Source organism: Candidatus Limimorpha avicola (genome assembly GCF_056978975.1).
In genome coordinates, this window is record NZ_DBMCYK010000003.1 from 17,178 (window position 1) to 40,376 (window position 23,199).

At 36.6% G+C, this 23,199-nt stretch carries 15 protein-coding genes; 4 read left to right on the top strand and 11 right to left on the bottom strand.

Going from position 1 to position 23,199, the window contains the following annotated elements; all coding sequences use genetic code 11:
* Positions 1-125: 125 nt before the first annotated feature.
* The gene (gene folP / locus ACZOVS_RS02135) at positions 126-941 is read left to right on the top strand and encodes a dihydropteroate synthase (protein ID WP_483995587.1); all 816 of its coding nucleotides are present in this window, start codon (positions 126-128) and stop codon (positions 939-941) included.
* A 51-nt stretch (positions 942-992) separates the two neighbouring features.
* Positions 993-1,808, top strand: a complete 816-nt coding sequence (gene cdaA, locus ACZOVS_RS02140) for a diadenylate cyclase CdaA (protein ID WP_483995588.1) — start codon at positions 993-995, stop codon at positions 1,806-1,808.
* Between the two features lie 131 nt (positions 1,809-1,939).
* On the opposite strand, the gene ACZOVS_RS02145 is transcribed toward cdaA, so the two are convergent.
* From ACZOVS_RS02145 to ACZOVS_RS02170, 6 genes are all read right to left on the bottom strand, one after another.
* Entirely contained in the window at positions 1,940-2,752 is an 813-nt protein-coding gene (locus ACZOVS_RS02145; protein ID WP_483995589.1) for a hypothetical protein, read from the bottom strand.
* Positions 2,753-2,762: 10 nt separating this feature from the next.
* A complete protein-coding gene (locus ACZOVS_RS02150; RefSeq protein ID WP_483995590.1) occupies positions 2,763-5,573 on the bottom strand; it encodes a DNA gyrase/topoisomerase IV subunit A in 2,811 nt (936 codons plus the stop codon).
* 180 nt (positions 5,574-5,753) lie between these two features.
* Positions 5,754-7,787, bottom strand: a complete 2,034-nt coding sequence (locus ACZOVS_RS02155) for a BatA domain-containing protein (RefSeq protein WP_483995591.1) — start codon at positions 7,785-7,787, stop codon at positions 5,754-5,756.
* Between the two features lie 231 nt (positions 7,788-8,018).
* On the bottom strand, positions 8,019-9,362 hold the full coding sequence (gdhA, locus tag ACZOVS_RS02160; RefSeq protein ID WP_483995592.1) for an NADP-specific glutamate dehydrogenase: 1,344 nt from the start codon (positions 9,360-9,362) through the stop codon (positions 8,019-8,021).
* Between the two features lie 93 nt (positions 9,363-9,455).
* The gene (locus ACZOVS_RS02165) at positions 9,456-10,130 is read right to left on the bottom strand and encodes a toxin-antitoxin system YwqK family antitoxin (protein ID WP_483995593.1); all 675 of its coding nucleotides are present in this window, start codon (positions 10,128-10,130) and stop codon (positions 9,456-9,458) included.
* 18 nt (positions 10,131-10,148) lie between these two features.
* Positions 10,149-11,801 (bottom strand): LysM peptidoglycan-binding domain-containing protein, encoded by a 1,653-nt coding sequence (locus ACZOVS_RS02170; RefSeq protein WP_483995594.1) that lies wholly within the window; start codon positions 11,799-11,801, stop codon positions 10,149-10,151.
* A 198-nt stretch (positions 11,802-11,999) separates the two neighbouring features.
* Here ACZOVS_RS02170 and rlmD point away from each other — a divergent pair, with 198 nt between their 5' ends.
* A complete protein-coding gene (gene rlmD / locus ACZOVS_RS02175; protein ID WP_483995595.1) occupies positions 12,000-13,427 on the top strand; it encodes a 23S rRNA (uracil(1939)-C(5))-methyltransferase RlmD in 1,428 nt (475 codons plus the stop codon).
* Positions 13,428-13,471: 44 nt separating this feature from the next.
* Here rlmD and ACZOVS_RS02180 read toward each other — a convergent pair whose 3' ends face one another.
* From ACZOVS_RS02180 to ACZOVS_RS02190, 3 genes are all read right to left on the bottom strand, one after another.
* On the bottom strand, positions 13,472-13,993 hold the full coding sequence (locus tag ACZOVS_RS02180; protein WP_483995596.1) for a shikimate kinase: 522 nt from the start codon (positions 13,991-13,993) through the stop codon (positions 13,472-13,474).
* A 108-nt stretch (positions 13,994-14,101) separates the two neighbouring features.
* Positions 14,102-16,036 (bottom strand): membrane protein insertase YidC, encoded by a 1,935-nt coding sequence (gene yidC, locus ACZOVS_RS02185; RefSeq protein WP_483995597.1) that lies wholly within the window; start codon positions 16,034-16,036, stop codon positions 14,102-14,104.
* Positions 16,037-16,114: 78 nt separating this feature from the next.
* Complete coding sequence (locus tag ACZOVS_RS02190) at positions 16,115-17,728, bottom strand: CTP synthase (RefSeq protein WP_483995598.1); 1,614 nt, start codon at positions 17,726-17,728, stop codon at positions 16,115-16,117.
* A gap of 100 nt (positions 17,729-17,828) precedes the next feature.
* Here ACZOVS_RS02190 and ACZOVS_RS02195 point away from each other — a divergent pair, with 100 nt between their 5' ends.
* Positions 17,829-20,543 (top strand): hypothetical protein, encoded by a 2,715-nt coding sequence (locus ACZOVS_RS02195; RefSeq protein ID WP_483995599.1) that lies wholly within the window; start codon positions 17,829-17,831, stop codon positions 20,541-20,543.
* A 58-nt stretch (positions 20,544-20,601) separates the two neighbouring features.
* On the opposite strand, the gene nrdG is transcribed toward ACZOVS_RS02195, so the two are convergent.
* Positions 20,602-21,051, bottom strand: coding sequence for an anaerobic ribonucleoside-triphosphate reductase activating protein (gene nrdG, locus ACZOVS_RS02200; protein ID WP_483995600.1), 450 nt, complete (start codon positions 21,049-21,051; stop codon positions 20,602-20,604).
* Positions 21,038-23,143, bottom strand: coding sequence for an anaerobic ribonucleoside-triphosphate reductase (gene nrdD / locus ACZOVS_RS02205; protein WP_483995601.1), 2,106 nt, complete (start codon positions 23,141-23,143; stop codon positions 21,038-21,040). Before nrdD ends, nrdG begins: the two co-directional genes overlap by 14 nt.
* Positions 23,144-23,199: the final 56 nt, after the last annotated feature.

Sequence of the window (23,199 nt, forward strand, 5' to 3'; positions counted from 1 at the left end):
GCAGTTTGTAAAATTAGTACTTTTTCTGAAAGTATCAATAAATGACACAATATTTTTTTTACTAACCTAAAATAATATGAATAATTGTGTAATTTTGCGAGAAACAAAAGTCAAATATACAAGACATGTTATCGACAACAGATATTTTCAGCCGGAAGGAACCGGTAATAATGGGTATATTGAACGTGACTCCTGATTCTTTTTACGACGGAGGACGGCATAAAGACCTAAATGATGTTTTGAAACATTGCGAGACAATGATAGAAGAAGGCGCCGATGTCATTGACATAGGAGCTTTTTCTACACGTCCCGGAAGTGTTGTCATTACTCCGAAAGAAGAATTGAACAGGATAATTCCGGCACTTGATATTATAAGGACCAACTTTCCGGAAGTCGTTATTTCCATTGACACATATCGGCAATGCGTTGCCGAAGCTGTTTACAATGCCGGTGCCGATATCATCAATGACATATCCGGCGGTATTTTTGACGAAAACATGTTGAAATTCATCGGGACAAAACACATTCCTTATATTTTAATGCATATAACAGGAAAAATCAACAATATGCATAAAGAACTTATTAGTGACAATGTTTGCTTTAAAGTCAAAACCTTCTTTGAGAAACAAATTGATGAGCTACTGCAATACGGTGAACAACAAATCATTCTTGATCCCGGAATTGGATTCAACAAAACAATGGAATGTAATTTTGAACTTTTGAATCATATAGAAGATTATAGGGTCGAAAATTATCCCATACTCATAGGAATATCACATAAATCACTGATATATAAAACATTAGGGATAACACCACAAGAAGCCACGAACGGCACCACAGTATTGAACACCATAGCATTACTCCGTGGTGCTGATATTTTGAGAGTTCACAAGGTAAAAGAAACGATAGAAATCGTCAAGCTTTTACAACAATTAAAATGACATTTAGAAAGATATTTGTAAATCAAAACATAATATTCCAAGAAACAAATCATGGCAGAACTTTTTATCAATATGTTTATACAAATCAGACTGTTAGATATCATTGACATAATATTGGTAGGATTATTGCTTTATGGACTTTATTATCTTGTAAGAGGATCGAGTGCAATAAAAATCTTTTTCGGCATAGTAACTGTCATAATAGCGCTGAAGATTGTGACATTGTTTCACATGGAGTTATTGAGCTATATATTAGGAGCTTTTGTCAATGTAGGTTTTATCGCCTTGATAATCATTTTTCAACCGGAGATACGGCGTTTTTTATTGAGCATAGGCAATACACGTTTTGCAGTTAACTTCAGACAATTTTTCTCATTTCTGGGAGTAAAATATCAAGAAAGAGATGACATAAATTTGGATCCTATATGTGATGCCTGTGCATCCATGTCACAAGGCAAGGTAGGTGCTTTGATACTCATAACTCAGGAAAATGAATTGTCTGAAATAATAGAGACCGGTGTAATTATAGATGCCATAACGAGTAAATCACTGATAGAAAACATTTTTTTCAAGAACAGTCCATTACACGACGGTGCAATGGTAATAAAAAACGACAGGATAGTAGCTGCTCGTTGCATGTTGCCAAACTCCAGCAATCCCAACATTCCGAGTCATTTCGGCATGCGGCACAGAGCCGGAATAGGTGTCACAGAAAACAATGACTGCATTGTCATAGTAGTCTCAGAAGAAACAGGAAGCATCAGAATAATACAAAACGCTGTTGCAACGGAAGTAAAACCGGCTGAAATGAAAGCAGCAATAAGACAAATTATGAATGCTAAAAAACCTAATCACAAAGAACAATAAAAATTCATCTACACCTAAAATGATATTCATGTTTTTTGCAACACGAAATCACCTTAATCTATTACCCCCCCAAAAAAAAAAGAACATGCAAAACCACTTATTTCCATTGCAAATAACATCTACCAAAACTTCTATTGTTCATCTATTCTTATCATACCATCTTTAGAATCATAATACAAAATATATTCGTATGGGTCATATCTGTATTTTTTAATATTTTCAAATGGTATTTTACATTTTTTCGATATGTTATCGTTCATGAAATAATCGAAACAATAGCCGGCATAAAGCTTGCCGAGAGCCACAGCAAAACGATAAAATCCTGATACAGAGATAGTGTCCAAAGAACAATCCAATGATAATAATCCCTTGTCATTAAGGTATATACCACCATTGAAAGTACTTTCATAATTATGTTCCGTAAAAACAAAATCGTCTGTAATACCATTCGACAACTCAAACCAGGATGCGACATTTACATAATCAAATGGACAATCATATTCATACCCTTGTCCGTATATAAATTCAGCATAAGTTCTCATTGCAGTACATTCTTGTATCTCAATACGTTGAATATCCACAATCCAATGCAATGAATCCGGCATAGTGGTATCATTTTCCCAATAGCACAATTCCAAATCATAAGCTTTCAACGACTCCTCAAAAGACGAAATCAGAATAGAAAAAAACATCTCATCATTGATACTGTCAACAACCCTTACAAAAGAACGAAGATATTCCTCTCTATTCTCTTCAGGGATAGTATCAAGTACTTCTTCAGGAACATCAATACGCATATTTTTCTTTATCAATGCGTCAGGAATATACAATGCGACTTTTGCGCCTTTAGTATATTTTACAAAACGTCTTGCAAACTTTTTAGGAGTTGTACAAGAAAAAAGCAACAGCAAAGATACCAGAAGAAGTAAAAAACTGTATTTCATAACAAAAAACTTAGAACAATGTCAATTGTACAGAATCATCATCAATAACAATATCATCATCTAATACTTCATTCTCAGCATTTTGTTCAACAGTATTATCAGATTCATTAATAACATTGTCATCAGCATCATTTTCAGTACTTTCCTGTTCAATATCTTCTTTAACAGGAGGTTCGGCCGGTTCGACAAACTCAAAGTCACGAACGTCTTTAGAAGAAAGGCGTTTACCTTTAGCCTTATAACTCTTGACACCAATATACTCATCAACGGCAACTATCTCATTCTCATATTGTTTACCCGATGGACTATCATTAAAGCGCAACAACAGACGAGGACATACATCCATATTTACGGCAATATACTGTGTATTTTCATTTTCCCCAACGAAAGATATTCTTTTATTGGTTACTGTATCTGAATCTATCATAAAACGTTTGATATACAAAAATCCTGTTTCACCGTCTTTATATATTACAGTAAATATTGTCTCATAATCAAATTTCATAATCATCGACATATCGTCATCGAAATGTGTCGATAAGTCAAAAGACGACAGGCGAAATTCGCCATTGGAATAGATTTGGATAATCTTGTCATCGCCGGAAAACTCACCGAGCAAAACGCCATGTTTAGCTACATTGAGCCGTTTCACAGAATCATCATACCATATCTCACGAGCTGACAATGTAGATAAGCCCTCTTCATGCACCACTATACGGTTTATGGGATGATTGGTAAGCTTATTGCCACGAGAGGAACGACCTTTTATTGCCAATTCCGAAAATTTAAAGTCGAAACTCGTTTTTTTCAATTTAGGATTAGGACGAAGGAACACCTTGATAGTCTCTGCTTCACCATTAGGATTACAAGAAAAATATACCACTTTAGAGCCTTTATTACCATTGGTAAGGTCATAATTTTTATCATGAGTAACACCTTTGACTGCAAAACGTTTCACGTAGTAAGGATTTCCCGATTTTCCATCACGGTACACCATATTATATATTGTCCTGTCATCATTTTTATTAAACACTTTGACAAAAATTGGCGTTTCTGGACCGACAAAACATTTCGGTTGCATTTTAGACACCATAAAAGTACCATCTTCGCGGAAGACTATAAAGTCGTCGAGGTCAGAACATTCGGAAACGAATACATAATCGTCTTTGTTTTGTTCTTTTTTCAATCCTGCAGAAGTACAAACAAAGGCATCTTTCTTATTGAAATACAGTTTCTCATTATTCGCGGCCACAGCAGCAGCCGATATATTGTCAAAATTGCGTATTTCCGTTTTACGTTCCCTACCCTCTCCATATTTTCTTTTTATCTCTTTATAAAAGTCTATAGTATAATCCACGATATGGTCGAGATTATATTTCACCTTTTCTATTTCTTTTTCCAAATTCACGAGAGCATCTTCAGCCTTTTTAATATCGAATTTAGATATCTTGCGCACCGGTTTCTCGCAAAGTTTAAGTATATCGTCGCGTGTTATTTCTTTTTTCAGCAGAGAGCGATACGGGTCGAAGGCACGTTCTATGCCAACAAGTTGTTCTTCAAAAGAATCAGCATCATTTTCGAGTATCTTATAAATACGTTTCTCAAAGAAAATCTTTTCTAAAGATACCCAATGCCATTCCGATTCAAGTTCGTTCAACCTTATCTCGAGTTCCCAACTAAGCAAATCAAGAGTATGGTCAGTATTAGAGCGCAATATTGCAGATACAGTGGTAAACTCCGGCATATCGTTATGAATGACGCAAGTACTCAAGCTATTGAGAGATATTTGGCATTTGGTAAAGGCATAAAGAGCGTCAATAGTCTGATCCGGAGAGACGCCGGGAGAAAGATGTATGATGATCTCGGCATTTTTAGCGGTATTGTCATCTACACGTCTTATCTTTATTTGACCTTTTTCTCCTGCTGCGGTTATCGACTGTATCAGACTTTCCGTTGTAGTGCCGTATGGTATTTCGGTAATGACAAGAGTTTTCTTGTCGATTTGAGAGATGCGTGCACGTACTTTAATTTTACAACCCTTTGCGCCGTCATTATAATAACGTACATCGACGAGACCTCCGGTTTGAAAATCAGGATACAGTTCAAAAGGTTCATCTTTAAGATAAGCTATTGAAGCATCAATCAATTCATTAAAGTTATGAGGCAATATCTCCGATTTCAAGCCTACAGCAATACCCATAGCACCTTGTGCGAGCAATAGCGGGAATTTAACCGGCAGCGATACAGGTTCTTTATTTCTGCCATCGTATGAGAACTTCCAATCGGTAATTTTAGGATTAAAGACCACATCGAGAGCAAATTTCGACAAACGAGCCTCAATATAACGCGGAGCCGCAGCAGGGTCGCCTGTAAGAATATTACCCCAGTTACCCTGACAGTCGATAAGCAAATCTTTCTGTCCCAGATTCACAAGGGCATCACCAATAGAAGCATCACCATGAGGATGATATTTCATGGTATTACCAACTATATTGGCAACCTTGTTATACCTGCCATCGTCTATTTCTTTCATCGAATGAAGAATACGTCGCTGTACCGGCTTGAGACCATCATTTATCTCAGGTACTGCACGGTCAAGAATAACGTATGAAGCATAGTCAAGAAACCAGTTTTCAAACATTTGCTTTAACGGGATTATACGATATCCGTCACCTTGTTTTATACGCATCCCTGACTCATCATCATAATCTGTATGAGTATTATCAGTCACTATTCCCATAGTCTCATCCTCAGCATTGTCAATGCCATCATTATCATAATCTTCAAGACTTTCCAATTCTTTTTCGTCTATATCACTCATACAATACTCGTTTTACTCATAAAATAACAGTTATTTGTCTTGATTTCAATGACAATACCATCCGCACCATTGAATTTCAGACAACATATCTGCAAAGATAATAAATTTTATACAAATTGAGTTCATTAAAATTCAGAAACACCAACATTTCCCAACATCGCAAGAATGCAACAAGAACTTCTATTTCCACAAGCGCAATACAAGCACCTCTCCCAACAAAGCACACAAAGACAACAACACGAGATATTTCCACAATGAAGATTTTTTAGTAAAGGCACCTACGGCTCCGTCGGAATACATATCATCGTATGATACGACAGATATCAGATTTATATCATTTTCATTCAACACCTCTGCTATCTCATCTTCATTCAAAAACTTCAACTCGGATTCTTTTCTATTGTCATTCCATGCCATAACAGAAACAGACTCTCCATTTTTCAAGACCTCATAAAATCCGGATTCCGGCAAATCAGACGTCAAAGTGACAAAACTCCTGTTATTTCTAATATCTACAGCCGGAATCATGGAGAAAGAACGGTCTGCATTAACTATAGAAATCTGTTCTCCATAAAGCAGATTATTTCCATTAATATTAAAGCTATTGTCAACTCCAATGGTATAAGACAATTTTGACAAACCTCCGCCAAGAAAAGCCATTTTATACATCAACGGCACAAAAATAGCATGCTGTGATAAAGCAGAATATTGGGAATCAAATGATGAGGAAAGATAATAAATGGCACCGTTATTATCACGTGACATAAGCATCAGAGGTTCTCCATTTTGTAATCCAATTAGTGTCAATGCATTAGAATTATTATTTAAACGCATGGGGTAATGACGATATACCTCAGGGAGATCTGCATTATCAGGTACATTCAACAAAACATCCTCGAAGAAGGCATGCTGCGAAGCCAAAGCATCAACTGTAACGGTAACAGTATCAGGTTCTTTGTCAATATTTATTCCATTTATCTTATACAGAAAATAATTGTCTGCATTTAACGGAGGCAACACCAAAAGGGAACCACCCTGGGCAGCAAAATCAAAAAGACTCTGTTGGACATTCTCATTGAGAGAGGCATTCTGATTCACAATAATCATCTGATAATCGACAATAGAGAACCTATCAAGTTTAAGAGGATTCACTTTCTCATATATAAACAAAGGGTCATTGTCAAAAAGCAATTCACACTCGCTTGCGACATCATCAGGAATAAGCTCCATTACCTTAATGACAGGACGAACATTAAGAGTAAAATAATAATTGTCATCGAAAGTAATAGGATAATCATTTACAGATACTGTTGCTTTTTTAAAACCTACATTATCGAGTACAAACTGCATAAAGAGATCATTACCGGAGTATGCCGGAATATCGACAGAAGAAAATGCCACTTTTTGACCATCAATATCGAGAGTCACCGGCACGCCTTTAACATCTTTTCCACCTTCGTTTACGATACGTATTCCAATCTCATTGGACAAACCATTTTGAAGCACAGGAGACCTAAGCCATACAGAATCAACAAATATATTACTTTGGAAATCAGAATAAACAGGCAGAGCCACCACACTTACGGCAGAATCAGTCGTCAAGCCGGCAATTGTCATCATACCTTTTTGGAAGTCAGAGTAGGCAAACAAAGCGACAGATTCAAAGTCGTTACGTTTTTTTATCATCGAGACATTATCATAAAGTTCTGCAAAGGACATGGTTGGTGCCTCAGGCTGAATATTGTCAATAGCGAGCAACATTTCATCTCTGCTCATAGGATATTCATTATCAGGCACTCTACTATTAGTCATCAAGACAAAACGTTGAGTAGGATTCATCTCCGAAACGAGTTTTCGGGCAGAGTTGCGGGCATCTTCGAAGAGAGATATCCCAGAAGACAACGACTGCATACTCATAGAGTTGTCAATATAGACAGCGACGAGATTCGTTTCTGTATCATTGGACAAACGTTCATCATGTTTATAAGGATATGCAAAAGCAAGGACTAAAGCTGCAACAAATAACATTCTCAATATCAAGACGACAAGATATTTCAGTTTTTTTGTCTTGGCATTTTCCTGTTCAATAGTTTTCAGTATTGCCGTATTACTAAAAAAAATCACTTTATGACGTCTGAAATTGAAAAGATGTATCGCTAACGGTATCAACAAAGCGATAAGAGCAAAAAGCATATTGGGATACAGGAAAGACATAGTTACAAAAACTAAAAAACTATTAGTACAAATAATTTAGATGCAAAGATAGCAATTTTACAAAAGCTGAAACAATAAAAAACAAAAAAGAAAATACTGTAACAAGACAAAAAACCTCACTATCAATAATAAACTGATATTGTAAACACAATAAATTTGTCTGTAATAAAACAAAACGGTGTGTCAAAATAAATTGACACACCGTAATATTCAAAAATGACTATATTAAAGTTATATAATTCCTTGAGCCAGCATAGCGTTAGCCACTCTCATAAAGCCGGCGATATTAGCACCTTTTACATAATTGATAGAACCATCTTCCTGTTTGCCATACTGCACACACATATCATAAATATCGTTCATGATTTTGTGCAATTTAGCATCAACTTCCTCAGCTGTCCAGTTGATATGACCAGCATTCTGGCAAATCTCGAGACCTGAAGTAGCCACGCCGCCGGCGTTGACGGCCTTACCGGGACCGAAAGGAATACCGGCACCTTGCAATGCTGCTATAGCACCTGGTTGGCAACCCATGTTAGACACCTCAGCAACATATTTAACTCCGTTAGCGATAAGTTCTTTTGCGTCTTCTTCTGCCATTTCATTTTGGAATGCGCAAGGACAAGCTATGTCACATTTCACAGTCCAAGCCTTCTTACCGGGAGTAAATTTGGCAGTTGCCGGGAATTTGTCGGCCATATCTTGAACTTTATTACGGTTTGAAGCACGCATTACCAACATATAGTCGATCATTTCCTTTGTAATACCGTCAGCTATCTCACAAACTCCGTCAGGACCTGAAATAGCGACAACTTTAGCGCCAAGTTCTGTAGCTTTTATTGCAGCACCCCAGGCGACATTACCGAATCCGGAGAGAGCAATACGTTTACCTTTCATGGTATCGCCTTTTTGTTTAACCATTCTTTCGACATAGTAAATAGCTCCGAAACCTGTAGCTTCAGGACGAATCAAAGAGCCGCCCCAGCCGTATGATTTACCAGTCAAAGCGCCTGTGCTGTGTTCACGAGAAAGTTTCTTATAAGCGCCATAGAGGTAACCTATCTCACGACCTCCGACACCGACGTCACCAGCCGGTGAATCTTGGTCAGGACCGATATTTCTCCACAATTCATACATGAAAGCCTGGCAGAAACGCATGATTTCAGCATCTGACTTACCGACAGGGTCGAAATCAGAACCACCTTTACCACCACCGAGAGGAAGGTTTGTCAAAGAATTCTTGAAAATTTGTTCAAAACCCAAGAATTTCAACATTGAAACGTTAACAGCTTTGTGGAAACGGAGACCGCCTTTATATGCACCCAATGCAGCATTGAATTGGACACGGTAACCCAGATTTGTCTGAACTTCACCTTTATCATCAACCCATGTCACACGGAATGTAAAAATACGATCCGGTTCAACAATACGCTCAACGATCTTTGCTTTTTCAAACTCCGGATGTTGATTGTAAACAGATTCAATTGACTCTAAAACTTCGCGAACTGCTTGTAAGTATTCGCTCTCGCCCGGATGCTTGGCTTCCAGGTTTGTCATAATGGTTTGTACGTTCATTATTTTTTATTTTATAACGGTTTAACAATTTTGCGTTAATTTCTAACCGCAAAGATAGTATTTTTAACTATCAAAAAACATTTTTTCAGAAAATTATTTATTTTTTTCCAAATCACTTATATTACTATCAGTTCCAACATATTCTCCATTTTCCCACAACAGTACCTCCTCAACCTCACCTTTTATATTATAGTGTATTTCTCTGCCATGTTTAACATTATCTTTATAATAAATAACCGACCTGAGGTATGAACCACCGTCAGCAAAACCACGTTGCACACCAGTACCTCGGTCAAAAACAGAATTGGAGCCTATGGACCCATCTTCATAATACATCAGCCAACTACCATGCATCATGCCGTCAAGATATTCTCCTTCAATGAATATTTTCCCACTGTCATACCATTGGTTAAATAAGCCATTCAAGACACCATCGACATAATTCTCTCTTTTAACAAGGACACCTGAAACATTATACCATTCAACAATACTATCAAAGACATTATTTTTATAATAAAACACCGACTCGATATTTCCATTTTCATGCCATCGTTTTCCAGGACCCTCAAGCACATTCATATTATATATAACCTCCATCTCCGGTTTACCATTATTATAATACCAACGGCACAATCCATCCAATTTTCCTTCTTTATATCTCAACTCCGACTTCAAATTGCCATTATCCCAATAAGACTTCACAGCATCATCCTTATCAGCACACGACAACAGTAAGATAAACAACAATGAAAAATATATTTTATTCATAATCAATAATTAATTTTATCATTTCATATCAATAATATTGAATGTTTCAATTTTCACTTTCTCATAATTTTTAAACTGGTACATATTCCAATTTATATTTTCCAAACCATCACCATCCTCATTTCTAACAAAAACAAAATCATTATTAAGCAATGGTATTTGATAATATGGCAAGCAAGACGACATATCAGGACCAAAACGCATGAGTGCATTTAGAAAATACCAAGCTATATCAAATCCCTGATAGGCATAATCAGTGGGTTCAGTTCCATAAATTTTTCTGAACTTACAAATAAAACTGTTAACAGCGACGCTATTGTAATCCAAAAATTTGTCATCAAGATACACACTTGACATATTCATAAGATTTTCACTGAACAACTTATCAAACTTACTCCATTCAGGCATACATATTAAAGTAACAGGATATCTTTCTGTAAGCATATTTACCTTATTGATAAGTTGTGTTGCAGCAACACTTTGATCTGTATAAACTATTACCACATTATTTCTGGCGACAGAACCATATTTATTAACAGTTTCAAGTCTATCGTTATTATAATTAACGACATACACATCATTATTAAACCTAACAGAGTCATCTATCAGCACATTTGCCAAGGTATAATCCAATAAAGTACCATCTGAATGAAATTCCACATCTTCAATATTCACCTCATCCTTATCCTCCATTTTGTTGTAAATCATTCTAAGACAGCTTACAATTTTTCTATTTGAAACAAGAGTATATGGATTGATAACCTCTTTTAATTCTCGTGAAAGGTCTGCAATAATAGTTGAATCTCCATTATCATCCATTCTCACAATAAAGACATTATTATCGACATATCTGTCTTTCACAAGATTCCTGACATAGTCAATCTGAGAATAATAAGACGGTTTCACCTTTACAAGATTTGGTTGATTATCAACGAGATTAGACCTATTTGTCAAAGGATTGACGATCATAATTCCATTTGTGTCGGCAAAACCCATCATCATCTCAAAAGGTTTGATATAGAATGGCCCAATAATCAAATCGGCATTTTTAAGCCAAGGGTCTTGCATAGCCACATCTACTTTGGTAATATTATTATCAATGTCATAAATTTTAAGTTCAAGTTTAAGATTACGTGTATTCACCAATGAATCCACAGCTATCATAAAGCCCTCATAAAAGTGAATAAAAGAAAAGGGTTTAGCTGTCAAAAGTTTAACATTGGCAGGTGATTTTAATAATACAGAATCCACCTGTTCGAGAAACAACGGCAACATCAACGCGACACGATATATAGAATCCGGCGAAACAAAAACCATATCGCAATCTTTTTCAATGAGAAATCCAGGGTCAATCATTTCATCCTGTACAATATCATTTTCAAGTTCATTCTGTATGAAAGGTATAAGAAGTTTTTGTCCTGTTTTAACTTTGCCACGTTTAATGTTACTATTATTCAACAATACATCTATTTCAGAAACGTCATATAGTTCTACAATAGAAGACAATGTCTCTTTACGTTTCACTGTATGAACATAAAACTTCTCACCATTTTTCACCGTTATTTCAGTCGATTTCTCAGACAACACCTGAGCTTCAAGAGGTTCGACAAATGGCAATATGCAAAATGTTAAAAACAAAAAAGCTGTAATGTTTTTTAATATATTTTTCATAACTACAAATCCACTTTTAGTATGAACACAATTCTCCAACTTTTATTTCATTGCAAATATACAAAATTTCAACAATCTTTATGTTAAAACGAAATCTTTGAATAACAAATGCTTATTTTTTTCACATGTTTTTAACATTAAAGATTCCCATCACTAAGAAAAACTTAAAATCTTATTATTTTTTCCTATCTTTGCACCATGAGAAAGAACAAACAACCTGAAATAATAGAAGATGTAACTATAATTGATGCCGGTGCGGAAGGCATGAGTGTTGCAAAGCCGAATGATAAAGTTGTGTTCATACCTTTTGGTGCTCCGGATGACATCGTTGACTTACAAGTATTCAAAAAGAGGAAGAATTATCACGAAGGTAAGATTATCAACATCAAAAAGGCATCAGACAAAAGGACAGAACCTATATGCAGCCATTTCACGTTATGCGGAGGTTGCAAATGGCAACATTTGGATTATAAATGGCAATTGTATTACAAACAAAAACAAATTAAAGACAACATAGACAGAATTGCGAAAGTCAGTTATCCCTGCATTATGCCGATAATAGGGTCTGAAAAGCAATATTATTATCGCAACAAGATAGAATACAGTTTTTCCAACAGGAAATGGCTCACCGACGGGGCGCCTGCCGGCACACACGACGAGAACGACGTAAAAGGGTTGGGATATCATCTGCCGGGATTATTCGACAGAGTAATAGACATAGAGAACTGTTACCTTCAAAGTGCACCTTCCAATGACATTAGAATGTTTATCAGAGACTTCACCATGAGACACAATATATCTTATCATAATGTGCGCGCCCATGAAGGCTGTATGCGCAATATCATAATAAGATGCAATTCCAAAGGTGAATTCATGGTGATAATAGTGATCAATGAAAACAACAGTATTGTAAGAGAGTTATTAATCCCTGCCTTGTCAGAACGTTTTCCTGAGGTGGTATCCATAATACTTGTAATAAACAATAAGTTCAACGATGTAATCAACGATATCCCTTTTGAATGTCTTAAAGGCGAACCTTACCTTGTTGAGACAATGAAAGCGCCCAAAGAAGGTTTCGGACCCTTAAAATTCCGCATTGGACCTGTATCATTTTTCCAAACCAATGTATATCAGGCGGAAAAATTATATCATGCAGCATTCGACCTTGCCGAGGTAAAAGGTGATGAGTTGATGTACGACCTTTATACAGGAACAGGCAGCATTGCTCTGTATTTCTCTCGTTTTGTAAAATATGTCATAGGAATAGAATATGTTGAAGAAGCCATAGAAGATGCCAAAGTCAACAGTTGTCTCAACGACATTGGAAACACCGATTTTTATGCCGGTGACATGGCTAAAATATTGACAGACAGTTTTATAGAAAAAAACGGAATCCCAGACATTGTGGTTACAGACCCACCGAGAGCCGGAATGCATGAAAAAGTAATAGAACAACTATTAAAGATAAAAGCAAAAAAAATTGTATATATAAGTTGTAATCCGGCAACACAAGCCCGTGATATTCAATTACTTGATTCCTTATATGAAGTAAAAGCCATACAACCGGTGGACATGTTTCCTCATACCCAGCATGTAGAAAACATCATACTGCTTCATTTAAGATAATTTATTAATTTTGTTTACCTTTTATGACGTAAAAGAATCGCGGATTAAACAATATTGCATTTATTTTTCAATAAAGACAAGAGTTCTTCCATATCCAATGATTCTCCTTTTACGATGACTTGCGACTGATTATAATAATGCAGTCTATTACAATAATGCTTTTCGACATACTGCATCAATTCATTTTCTGTCATGTTCATTGTAAGAGGACGTTTTTTCTTTGAATTCAATATTCTATTCACGGCAGTTTTACAACTGACCTCGACAAATATGGTAATACCGTTGACATTCATCCATTCCATATTATCATAAAAACAAGGTGTACCGCCGCCGGTTGCTATTACCCCTTTTATGATTTGCGATGTTTCTTTTAACAAGGCACTTTCAAGTTTTCTAAACAAAGGTTCGTCGTATTTGTCAAAAAAATCCCGAACTCTTATCTTATATTTCTCTTCGAAGATATCATCGAGGTCGAAAGCCGTCCAACCAAGTTTAGATGCAAGTCTTTTAGAAAGAGATGACTTACCGGCTCCCATATAACCACAAATATAGATACGTTCTTTCATAATATTTATAACGATGCAATATTAAAAATAATATAAAAATGCACCCCAAAAGTTTTTTGACAAACTTTTGGGGTGCGTTTCGCAAAACACATTCACTCATTTAAACTATCACTTACGATTTTTTTGCATTTGCTGCTGTTGTCTTTGCATCTCTTCCAAGCGTTTCTGGAATCTGGATTTTTTCACAGGTTTCTTTTTCGCCTCTTCAATTTTTCTTCTCAACTTATCCTCATTAACAAACAGTCTGAAGAGATACATCTGCAAGAAAGTAAACAAGTTAACCAAAAGGTAATAATAACTTAAACCTGCCGAATAACTATTGAACACGCCAAGGAAAACAATTGGCATGAGATACATCATAAGTTTCATTCCGGGCATAGACTGACTGCCCTGGGCTGACATTATCATCTTATTATTAAGGTAAGTATATAATAAGGTAGCGATAGTCATAAGCAGAGTAAACAGACTTACGTGGTCACCATAGAAAGGGATATTGAACGGCAAATCGAGGACACTGTCGTATGTTGACAAGTCATCTGCCCACAAGAACGGTTGTTGTCTAAGTTCTATACTTGAAGGGAAGAAACGGAAGATAGCCCAAAGTATTGGCAATTGGAGCAACATAGGCAAACAGCCGGACATAGGACTTGCACCTGCTTTTTTATACAAGTCCATAATAGCCTGTTGTTTCTTCATTGCATCTTCCTGTTTAGGATATTTGGCGCTAATCTCATCTATCTCCGGTTTCAAGACACGCATTTTGGCAGATGACATGTACGACTTGAAGGCAAACGGCATAAGGCATATTTTGATTATCACGGTAAGAACCAAAATAACAATACCATAATTCCATCCGTAATTGCCGAGCCAGTTGAACACATTAACAACGATATATCTGTTAATCCAAGATACCAATTTACCACCGAGAGGTATTTGTTTCTCAAGGTCAATGTCATATTTCTCCATTATCTTCAGACTATTGGGGCCAAAATAAAATGACATCTGTATTTTATTGTCAGAATCAAGACCATTATAAGGCAGATTAACATCAACATACATTGATTTGAGATAACGAGGATTATCGCTGTTTTTCAAAGTCTTCATACCGACGACTGCATTATCGAAATAATCTTTTGCCACAAGAGTGTTAGAGAAGAATCTCTGTTTGAAAGATATCCATTTCAAGTTGGAACGAATCTCTTCTTCCTCATCTTCGGTACTTGTCTCCGATAACGACTCCACATCATCATTAAGGTATTTATAATAAACGGTAGAGCCGTTATATCTATCGACAGCCTTTTCCTGTTGCAACAGGTCCACGTTCCAGTCCAAAGTCAAGAAATTGGTATTTGAAGGAATTATATCCTTCATTCCCACCATATTAATATCAAAGTCAACCATATACTCATCAGGTTTCATTGTATAGGCAAACTCAATATAACTTTCCTGAGACTTGTCACCCAAATAATTGTCGGCGTATGCTCTGAAGCTCAATGTAACGGGAGCATCATTCACTGTCAACAAAGGTTCTCCGTTATAAGGTTGATTATTAAGATAAGGTTCAAAATAAAGGTCATAAGTATTTATGCCACGATTTACTGCAAAGAAAGCAATATTAAACTCTGCTGTTTTCTCGTCAAAAGCCACAAGAGGCAAGGAGTCCCAAGTAACATATTCAGTAAGCAGTACATTTTTCACATAGGCACCTTTTGTTGACAATGTCATTTCAAGGAGTTTATTTTTAATGACATACAACTTATCCTCACCTGTTGCAGCAGAAGCGAAGACACCGAAAGCATCTCTCAGTTGTTTCATTTTTGTATCTTCATCATCATTAACAGTCATTTGCTTCTCCAAAGCAGCTTTCTCTGCGATAGCAAAACGTATTGAATCTTCAACTGCACGCTGTTTTTCTGCAAAATAAATAGAATCCTGTATAAATTTCTGTCTTGCCAGTTCTTCTTTAGACGGTGTCATCCAGACAGACCATCCTATCAGGACAGCCATGATAAGGATGATGCCAATAAGAGAATTTTTATTCATATATTACTTTTATATTATTATTGAAAGTAAAAAACGTTTACTAATTATATGTTTATCAATAATCAAAACAACATCCAATTATTTATTGCCATGATAATTCAACATAGCGGCAACGAAACCAACGAACAATGGATGCGGTTTAGCCACTGTACTCTTATATTCAGGGTGATATTGAACGCCAATAAACCACGGATGCGAAGTAAGTTCTATAGCCTCAACGAGATTAGTATTTGGATTAACGCCGGCCATTATCATACCATGCTTAATAAAGTCTCCCATATAATTATTATTGAACTCATAACGATGGCGGTGACGTTCAGATATATCAGTTGTACCATAGAGTTCGAAAAGCTTAGAGTTCTCGTTAACACGACAAGGATAGGCACCAAGACGCATAGTATGTCCCATGTTAACGATATTTTTCTGTTCCTGCATGATATCGATGACCGGATATTCAGTATCAGGGTCCATTTCTCTTGAATTGGCACCACTCATACCGAGAACATTACGTGAGAACTCAATGACAGCACATTGCATACCGAGACAAATACCAAGGAAAGGAATATTGTTCTCTCGAGCATAACGTATTGCCAAAATCTTACCTTCGATACCGCGGTTACCGAAACCGGGAGCGACAAGGATTCCATCGACACCCGACAACAACTCGGCTGCATTACTTTCATCAATATACTCACTGTGAATACTCCTGATATTCACCTTTGTTTCATTAGCAACTCCACCATGAATAAGAGCCTCCCGTATCGATTTATATGCATCTTTAAGTTCTACATATTTACCCACGAGTGCCACAGTAACTTCATAAGAAGGATTATGCAGATGTTTAAGGAACTTTAGCCAATCTTCAATATTTATTTCAGAAGAATATTCAGTATTTGTCTTGCGAAGCACCTCTTTGTCAAGACCTTCATTCATCATAAGTACAGGAACGTCATAAATGGATTCTGCATCTATACATTCGATGACGGAAGTCTTGTCAACATTACAAAACAGTGCTATTTTGGATTTTATAGACTGAGTGATATGTTTCTCACAACGGCAAACTATGATATCAGGCTGCACGCCCTGTTCCTGCAATGCTTTAACGGAATGTTGTGTAGGTTTTGTTTTAAGTTCCTGGGCAGCGGAAAGATATGGAACGAGCGTAAGATGTATAGTAACACTGTTATTGCCGAGTTCCCAGCGCAACTGACGTATAGCCTCGATAAAAGGCAAAGATTCTATATCGCCCACTGTACCACCAATCTCCGTAATAACAAAATCATATTTATTGGTGTGACCGAGCAACTGAATACATCTTTTTATCTCATCGGTGATATGAGGCACCACCTGTACCGTAGAACCAAGATATTCACCTTTTCTTTCTTTATAAATAACACTCTGATATATACGTCCGGTAGTGACATTATTAGCCTGAGATGTAGGAGTATTGGAGAATCGTTCGTAATGACCGAGATCGAGGTCTGTCTCTGCCCCATCTTCCGTAACATAACATTCTCCGTGTTCGTATGGATTCAAAGTACCGGGGTCAATATTGATATAAGGATCCAACTTCTGTATTGTAACCGAAAAACCACGTCCTTGTAACAGTTTTGCCAAAGAAGACGAAATAATTCCTTTTCCCAAAGATGATGTAACACCACCAGTAACAAAGATATATTTAGTTGTTCTCATGAAAAAAATATTTTCTGTATGATGGGTTGCAAAATTAGTAATTTTTATTGACAATTGAAACATTTATTTCAATTTTGTTATATTTGCAAAAAATAACACAATGACTACAGAGAATAAAATAAATAGTTTTAGGATAAGGGCAAGCTATCCCAACTACTACATGGTAAAATTATATGCTGATTATGACAGGTTTATATTCGAGAAGAAAAACGAAAGAGAAGGCAACAAACCCGGCACGGTAATTTTCACCTTAACCGATGACGATACACAATACGAAATTGCACCCAAATGGTATGATATATTTTATTTGTTAAACAAACAAGATACCAATTTATGCAAGCATTATTTATGGTTGCTGATAGAAGAAAGAGACGGTAACAAAAGTGTTATCGAAGAACTGGAATCGTTACGCAACAATTTTTTAAAACGATGCAAAGATTATGTCAAAGACAACCCATTATATGATGATCAATATATTGTAAGTACTTTGACACAACAAAATTTCTCCGAAATTGAAATCAGCAACAAAGGCAAAATGTTATTGGAACTTACACGGCAATGTTATGCCGTACCTGATTTTTGCATTTTGTCGTCCGAAGCATTCAAAGAAGAAAATCAAGAGCCGTTGCTGCGCAAAGCCATTCATAATCTCGAAATCATGACGATGTGCAAACTTGGTGACAGCAAAAATCCGTTAGTATTCGCCTTGCGCAGTGCGATGCCACAGTATATACCGGGTCTCATGCCGACACTTCTCAACATAGGTATCAACAGAACAGCATATCAAGCATTGTCAAGACGTCACGGTGTAAATATGGGCAACCGAATTTACCTTAATACATTAAGCAATTTGTTCGATATGCTGTCCATAGATGATGTCGATAACATTGATGAAAACAAGTTAAGTACAGAAAAACAGTTTGAACGAATAGCATGGATGGAATCTAAAATCATTGAGAAAGAAGGTAATGACAGATTATTGACAGATAGTTTCCATCAGACATTGAGGCTCACCATGTATGTAAGAGATTTTTATATCACCAACAAAGATCTTGTATTGACATTCATGAGAGGTAAACATGCCTATCCATCATTAATAATGCACAAGATGGTATGGACCATAGGCAATGACAGTTCATATCCCGGAGTGTTATACAGCCGTCACAGCCGCACCGGATTAGGAAGACAGATTGAAAGTTTTCCTGACATCTTCGGTGAAGAAATCATGACCGGCAACATCACAGCCGTTGACATCGAATACTTCGACAGAGTTGTCATCAGAGAACAATATCCTGCCGTATATCATTTCGACCCTTTGTTAATCAATCTTGAAAAACGTTTCAAATCACCTGTTACGATAGAATTCGGCGTCGAAACCATACCCGGCAGGGCAAGTCTGTTTGCTGTTTTGCAACTCAACAGGTCAGAATTGACAGGACGTGCTGCATTGTTGTCATCCATAGAGATGTACACAGGCGAAAAGATAAGCAATATCACGTGGAAAAAATACAAAAATGATGAATACAACAAACAACCCAATCCCAACAAGATAATAAACAAAGAAAACTTAATTGAGTTAATACGACCATATCATTTGCGACAGATTTTCTCAGATGCCATAGATGACAAGTCGTTCAAAAATTTGACATTTTTCTGCAATGGCATCAATGTTTTGCCGAGAAGCGCCACTACAGCGAGAATATGTTTCAGTGCATCAAGCGCCAACCTATTAAAAAAAGAAGGCTATCCCGTATGTTTGTGCAAAGAACGTTTCACTCCGGAAGACACCATTGTACTCAATGAAGTTGACGCAATCATGAGCATGACACCTGCTGCCATACATGTCGTGACTGCATGCAGAGGCTATGGAATACCGGCTTTCATCAATCTTCAACTCTATGGCACAAAAATCGCAAACAAGACCTTAGTCAACGACAAAGGCATTGTCATAGAAGAATTTGAATGGATAACGGTATCAAGTCGCAGACAAAGCATCTATAAAGGGAAGGCATCATACACTCCTGCAAGATTCAGAAAATATTTGGACGGTGAGAAATTAGAACTCACTGAGAAAGAAAAACCTGTTTTCCGCAATCTGAAAACAGCATACGACATTTACAGAGACATCATCACTACCAGTCAGGTTAACTTTATAACAGACATTGACTCCCTGGCACGTCTCATAAACTACGACCTTAACAAATCACCGGAAAAAGCCAGACGCATAGCCAATGAATGGTACAACCTACATCCGGACCTTTATGAAGAGCAAGTTTTAGAGAGCCGCATGGGGTCTCACAAAGAACAATCCATGGTTTTTGAGTTGCTCGATAATGATAAGAAAGTCAATTTTTTCAAAAAAGCAATAGCAAAGTGCAAAATTCAGAATTTAAGCGGTTTACAAGCAGGAGCTTTCATGTTGGGACGATTTCTTGCCAAACCGTTGCCAAAAGCATTCTGGACGTCTTTCGACTCCAAAGAGATTGCTTTCATGCTTAACGAATATGTCTTATACGAAAAATATCTGTCTGTGCTTCAAGAAGTTGGAGAAACAAAACTCACCAAGGCACACTCCAAGATAATCTCGGAAGGACTTAAAGAACTCGAACTGAGAAATATCTCCATAGATCTATTTATTCCATTGATGTTCTGCAATATTGACTGGGACGAAGTAGAAATAGAAGTCAACAGACTCAACAACAGACAAAACAACACTTTATTTGTAACTCGCAAATTGTCAAGTCCTGTGGAAGAAGTCTTCGATTTAAGCAAGCCATGGGTTAAAGACAAGGTTGATAAATTGAAAATGTTTTAAAAAAAGGTGCAAGATTCAACAATGAAATCTCACACCATCAACAAGAAAGACAGGCAATTCACTTCCAAAAGACATGGGTAATGTCAATTGCAGTGCCATTGTCTATTTGAAAAAAAAGCTGATTTGTATTCTTGGACCTAAGACCTCCTTTTTCTTTAATATAAGGTCCGAGTTTTATGTAATCAAAAGAAGAAATATTATCCGGCATACGATATTGTCCTGAGTACCATGCGACTTTAAGACGATATTTAGTCTTGACATAATTGGCTACATGTTCGACTTCTTTACGGCACGCATCACCGCCCATGATACAAAAACATGTTATAGAGCCTATGTATGGCTTCAACATCCTATCGACTTCATTGTCAGTAAGTACAATACCGACATCTTCATGAAGATACATACTGTGACAACCTATACAGTCATTGGGACAGTTAGTAATGTTCACAGCAAGAGAAATTTCATCCGGAACTTCTTGAAAGACAATATCAGCATTATAATATTTCATTTGTCCCAGCATAATACCTCCTTCGGGCTTCTTTCTGTCTTTGTTCAGAAAAACAACTGATACGTTTCATATAACCTATCACACGAGTCAGATAATCCACATCATCACTGTTGCAATGGGGACATTTTTTAAGATAACGTTTGTCGATATTGCCGCATGCATTACAAATAGTATTAGGAATATTGAAAGTAAAATAATTGCATCCTTCAGAAGCCATCACTTTGAGCAGTTGACGGTATTGTTTAAACGACAGATGTTCATCGAGGTTAAGATGCAATGCCGAACCTCCTGTAAGATGTTTTATATAACGTTCACCATGAAGTTTTATCTTATCTATAATGTTAACAGATTCATCCTCAACAATATAAAAATAACTATTATAACAATCACGAGGCACCTTGTAACCATCTTCACGATCCCATTTAGCATGTTTCACACCAACATTTTCTGCTGGTATCATCTCGCAGTTAAACATGTGACCATTACCTTTATAACGTTTATTATATCGTTCCACGAGACCGAGTACATCTTCAACAAAATGCTGATATTCAGGATTATCATTTATTTTTATTCCAAGATATTCTGCGGCTTCCACCAAGCCGTTGACTCCTATTGTAAGATATTGTCTATCCATAGCTATATAACCTGCATCGAATAGAGGCAGCATACCTTTTGATTGAAGATAACGCAGATTTTCATCATAGGCGAGTTGTACTTTGTGCATGACATCTATTGTCTGATCCACAAAACTCAGAAACGGCATTTTTTCTTTAACTTCATATTGAATACACCGATTAAGATTGATTGTCAATACGCTTTTCGAACCTGTTGACACACCTCCGGCGCCAAGAGTATAACTGAACTCATTATCCTGAATCTCATTTCTAAGACGGCAGCAACTGCTGAGAGAATCGGCATTATCACTGACATAAGTAAAGAAAGAATGTCCTTCTGAATACATTTTGGCCGTAAAATCGGCATATTCCTTATCAGCCAAGTCGCCGTCGGAAGAGAGAAGCGCCATTGTCTCGACAGGGAATGTCAACACTGCCTTTGTTCTTTCAGCATTAAACCATCGCATAAAACGTTTCTGGAGCCAATTCAATGAATCCCAATGAGGTTTAGAACCGTCAGGAAAATAAAAGTTTCCAAAAAGACTTTCAAAATAATACTTATCATAATATGAAATATTCCAAAACACAGACTGAAAATTTCTTGCGCCTGTAGGTTGATTTATGGAATATACAATCTGTTCAAAGCAATCTGTAATAACCTTGTCGAGTGTTCTTTTACGCAACGACAAATCCACCACCTCATCAACACGATGGTAATAATCATCACCATATTCTTTTTCAATAAAATGATTCAGGTACATGAGAAATTCCGGAGTAGCACATGCACCGCTCAACATGCTGGAAACCATAAACACCATATTGACGAAGCCACCACAAAACGATTTAAGATTAGTAGGACGAGTCGCATTACCGCCAATAGACTTCGTCCCTTCCAACATCCAAGGATACATAGTAATACTTGCACAATAATTGGCAATACTTGTTTCATCATTTTTATATATGAAATGATTATTTAACAGATAAAGATATCTGTCTGCCAATTCCTTACCATACATATCTTTTATTCTGTCACATAACATCCTTCTATTGAGACGAATAAAGTTGGACTTTGGCAATTCTCCTATCAATGTTGCAATATTCTTTTTCTCGACATTGGCATTTGCATCATATTTACTACCGGAAGCCGCATTACGGGCATTGCAGTAATTTATAAGAAAATCAAGTTTTTCTTTTACCTCTCTGTCTTCATAATGGCGTTGGCGATAAAGTATATAAGCTTTTGCAACATTATAATAACGTTCCGCCATCAAGGCATTTTCTACCTGATTTTGAATATCTTCCACAGATATTCCGTCATAAATATTCAGACGAGAGAGAATGTTGGCAAGTATTTCCCGGGAGGCAAAACCACCGACAGACAGAAAAGCCTTTTGAACAGCATTCTTTATCTTGTCAACAGAAAAGACAACTCTTTTTCCTGTCCTTTTTATAATATATAACTCATCAAAACTTACCATAATAATTGTTTTTATTTACAAAACAATATTTTCAGCATATAAAAAACCTGAAAAAT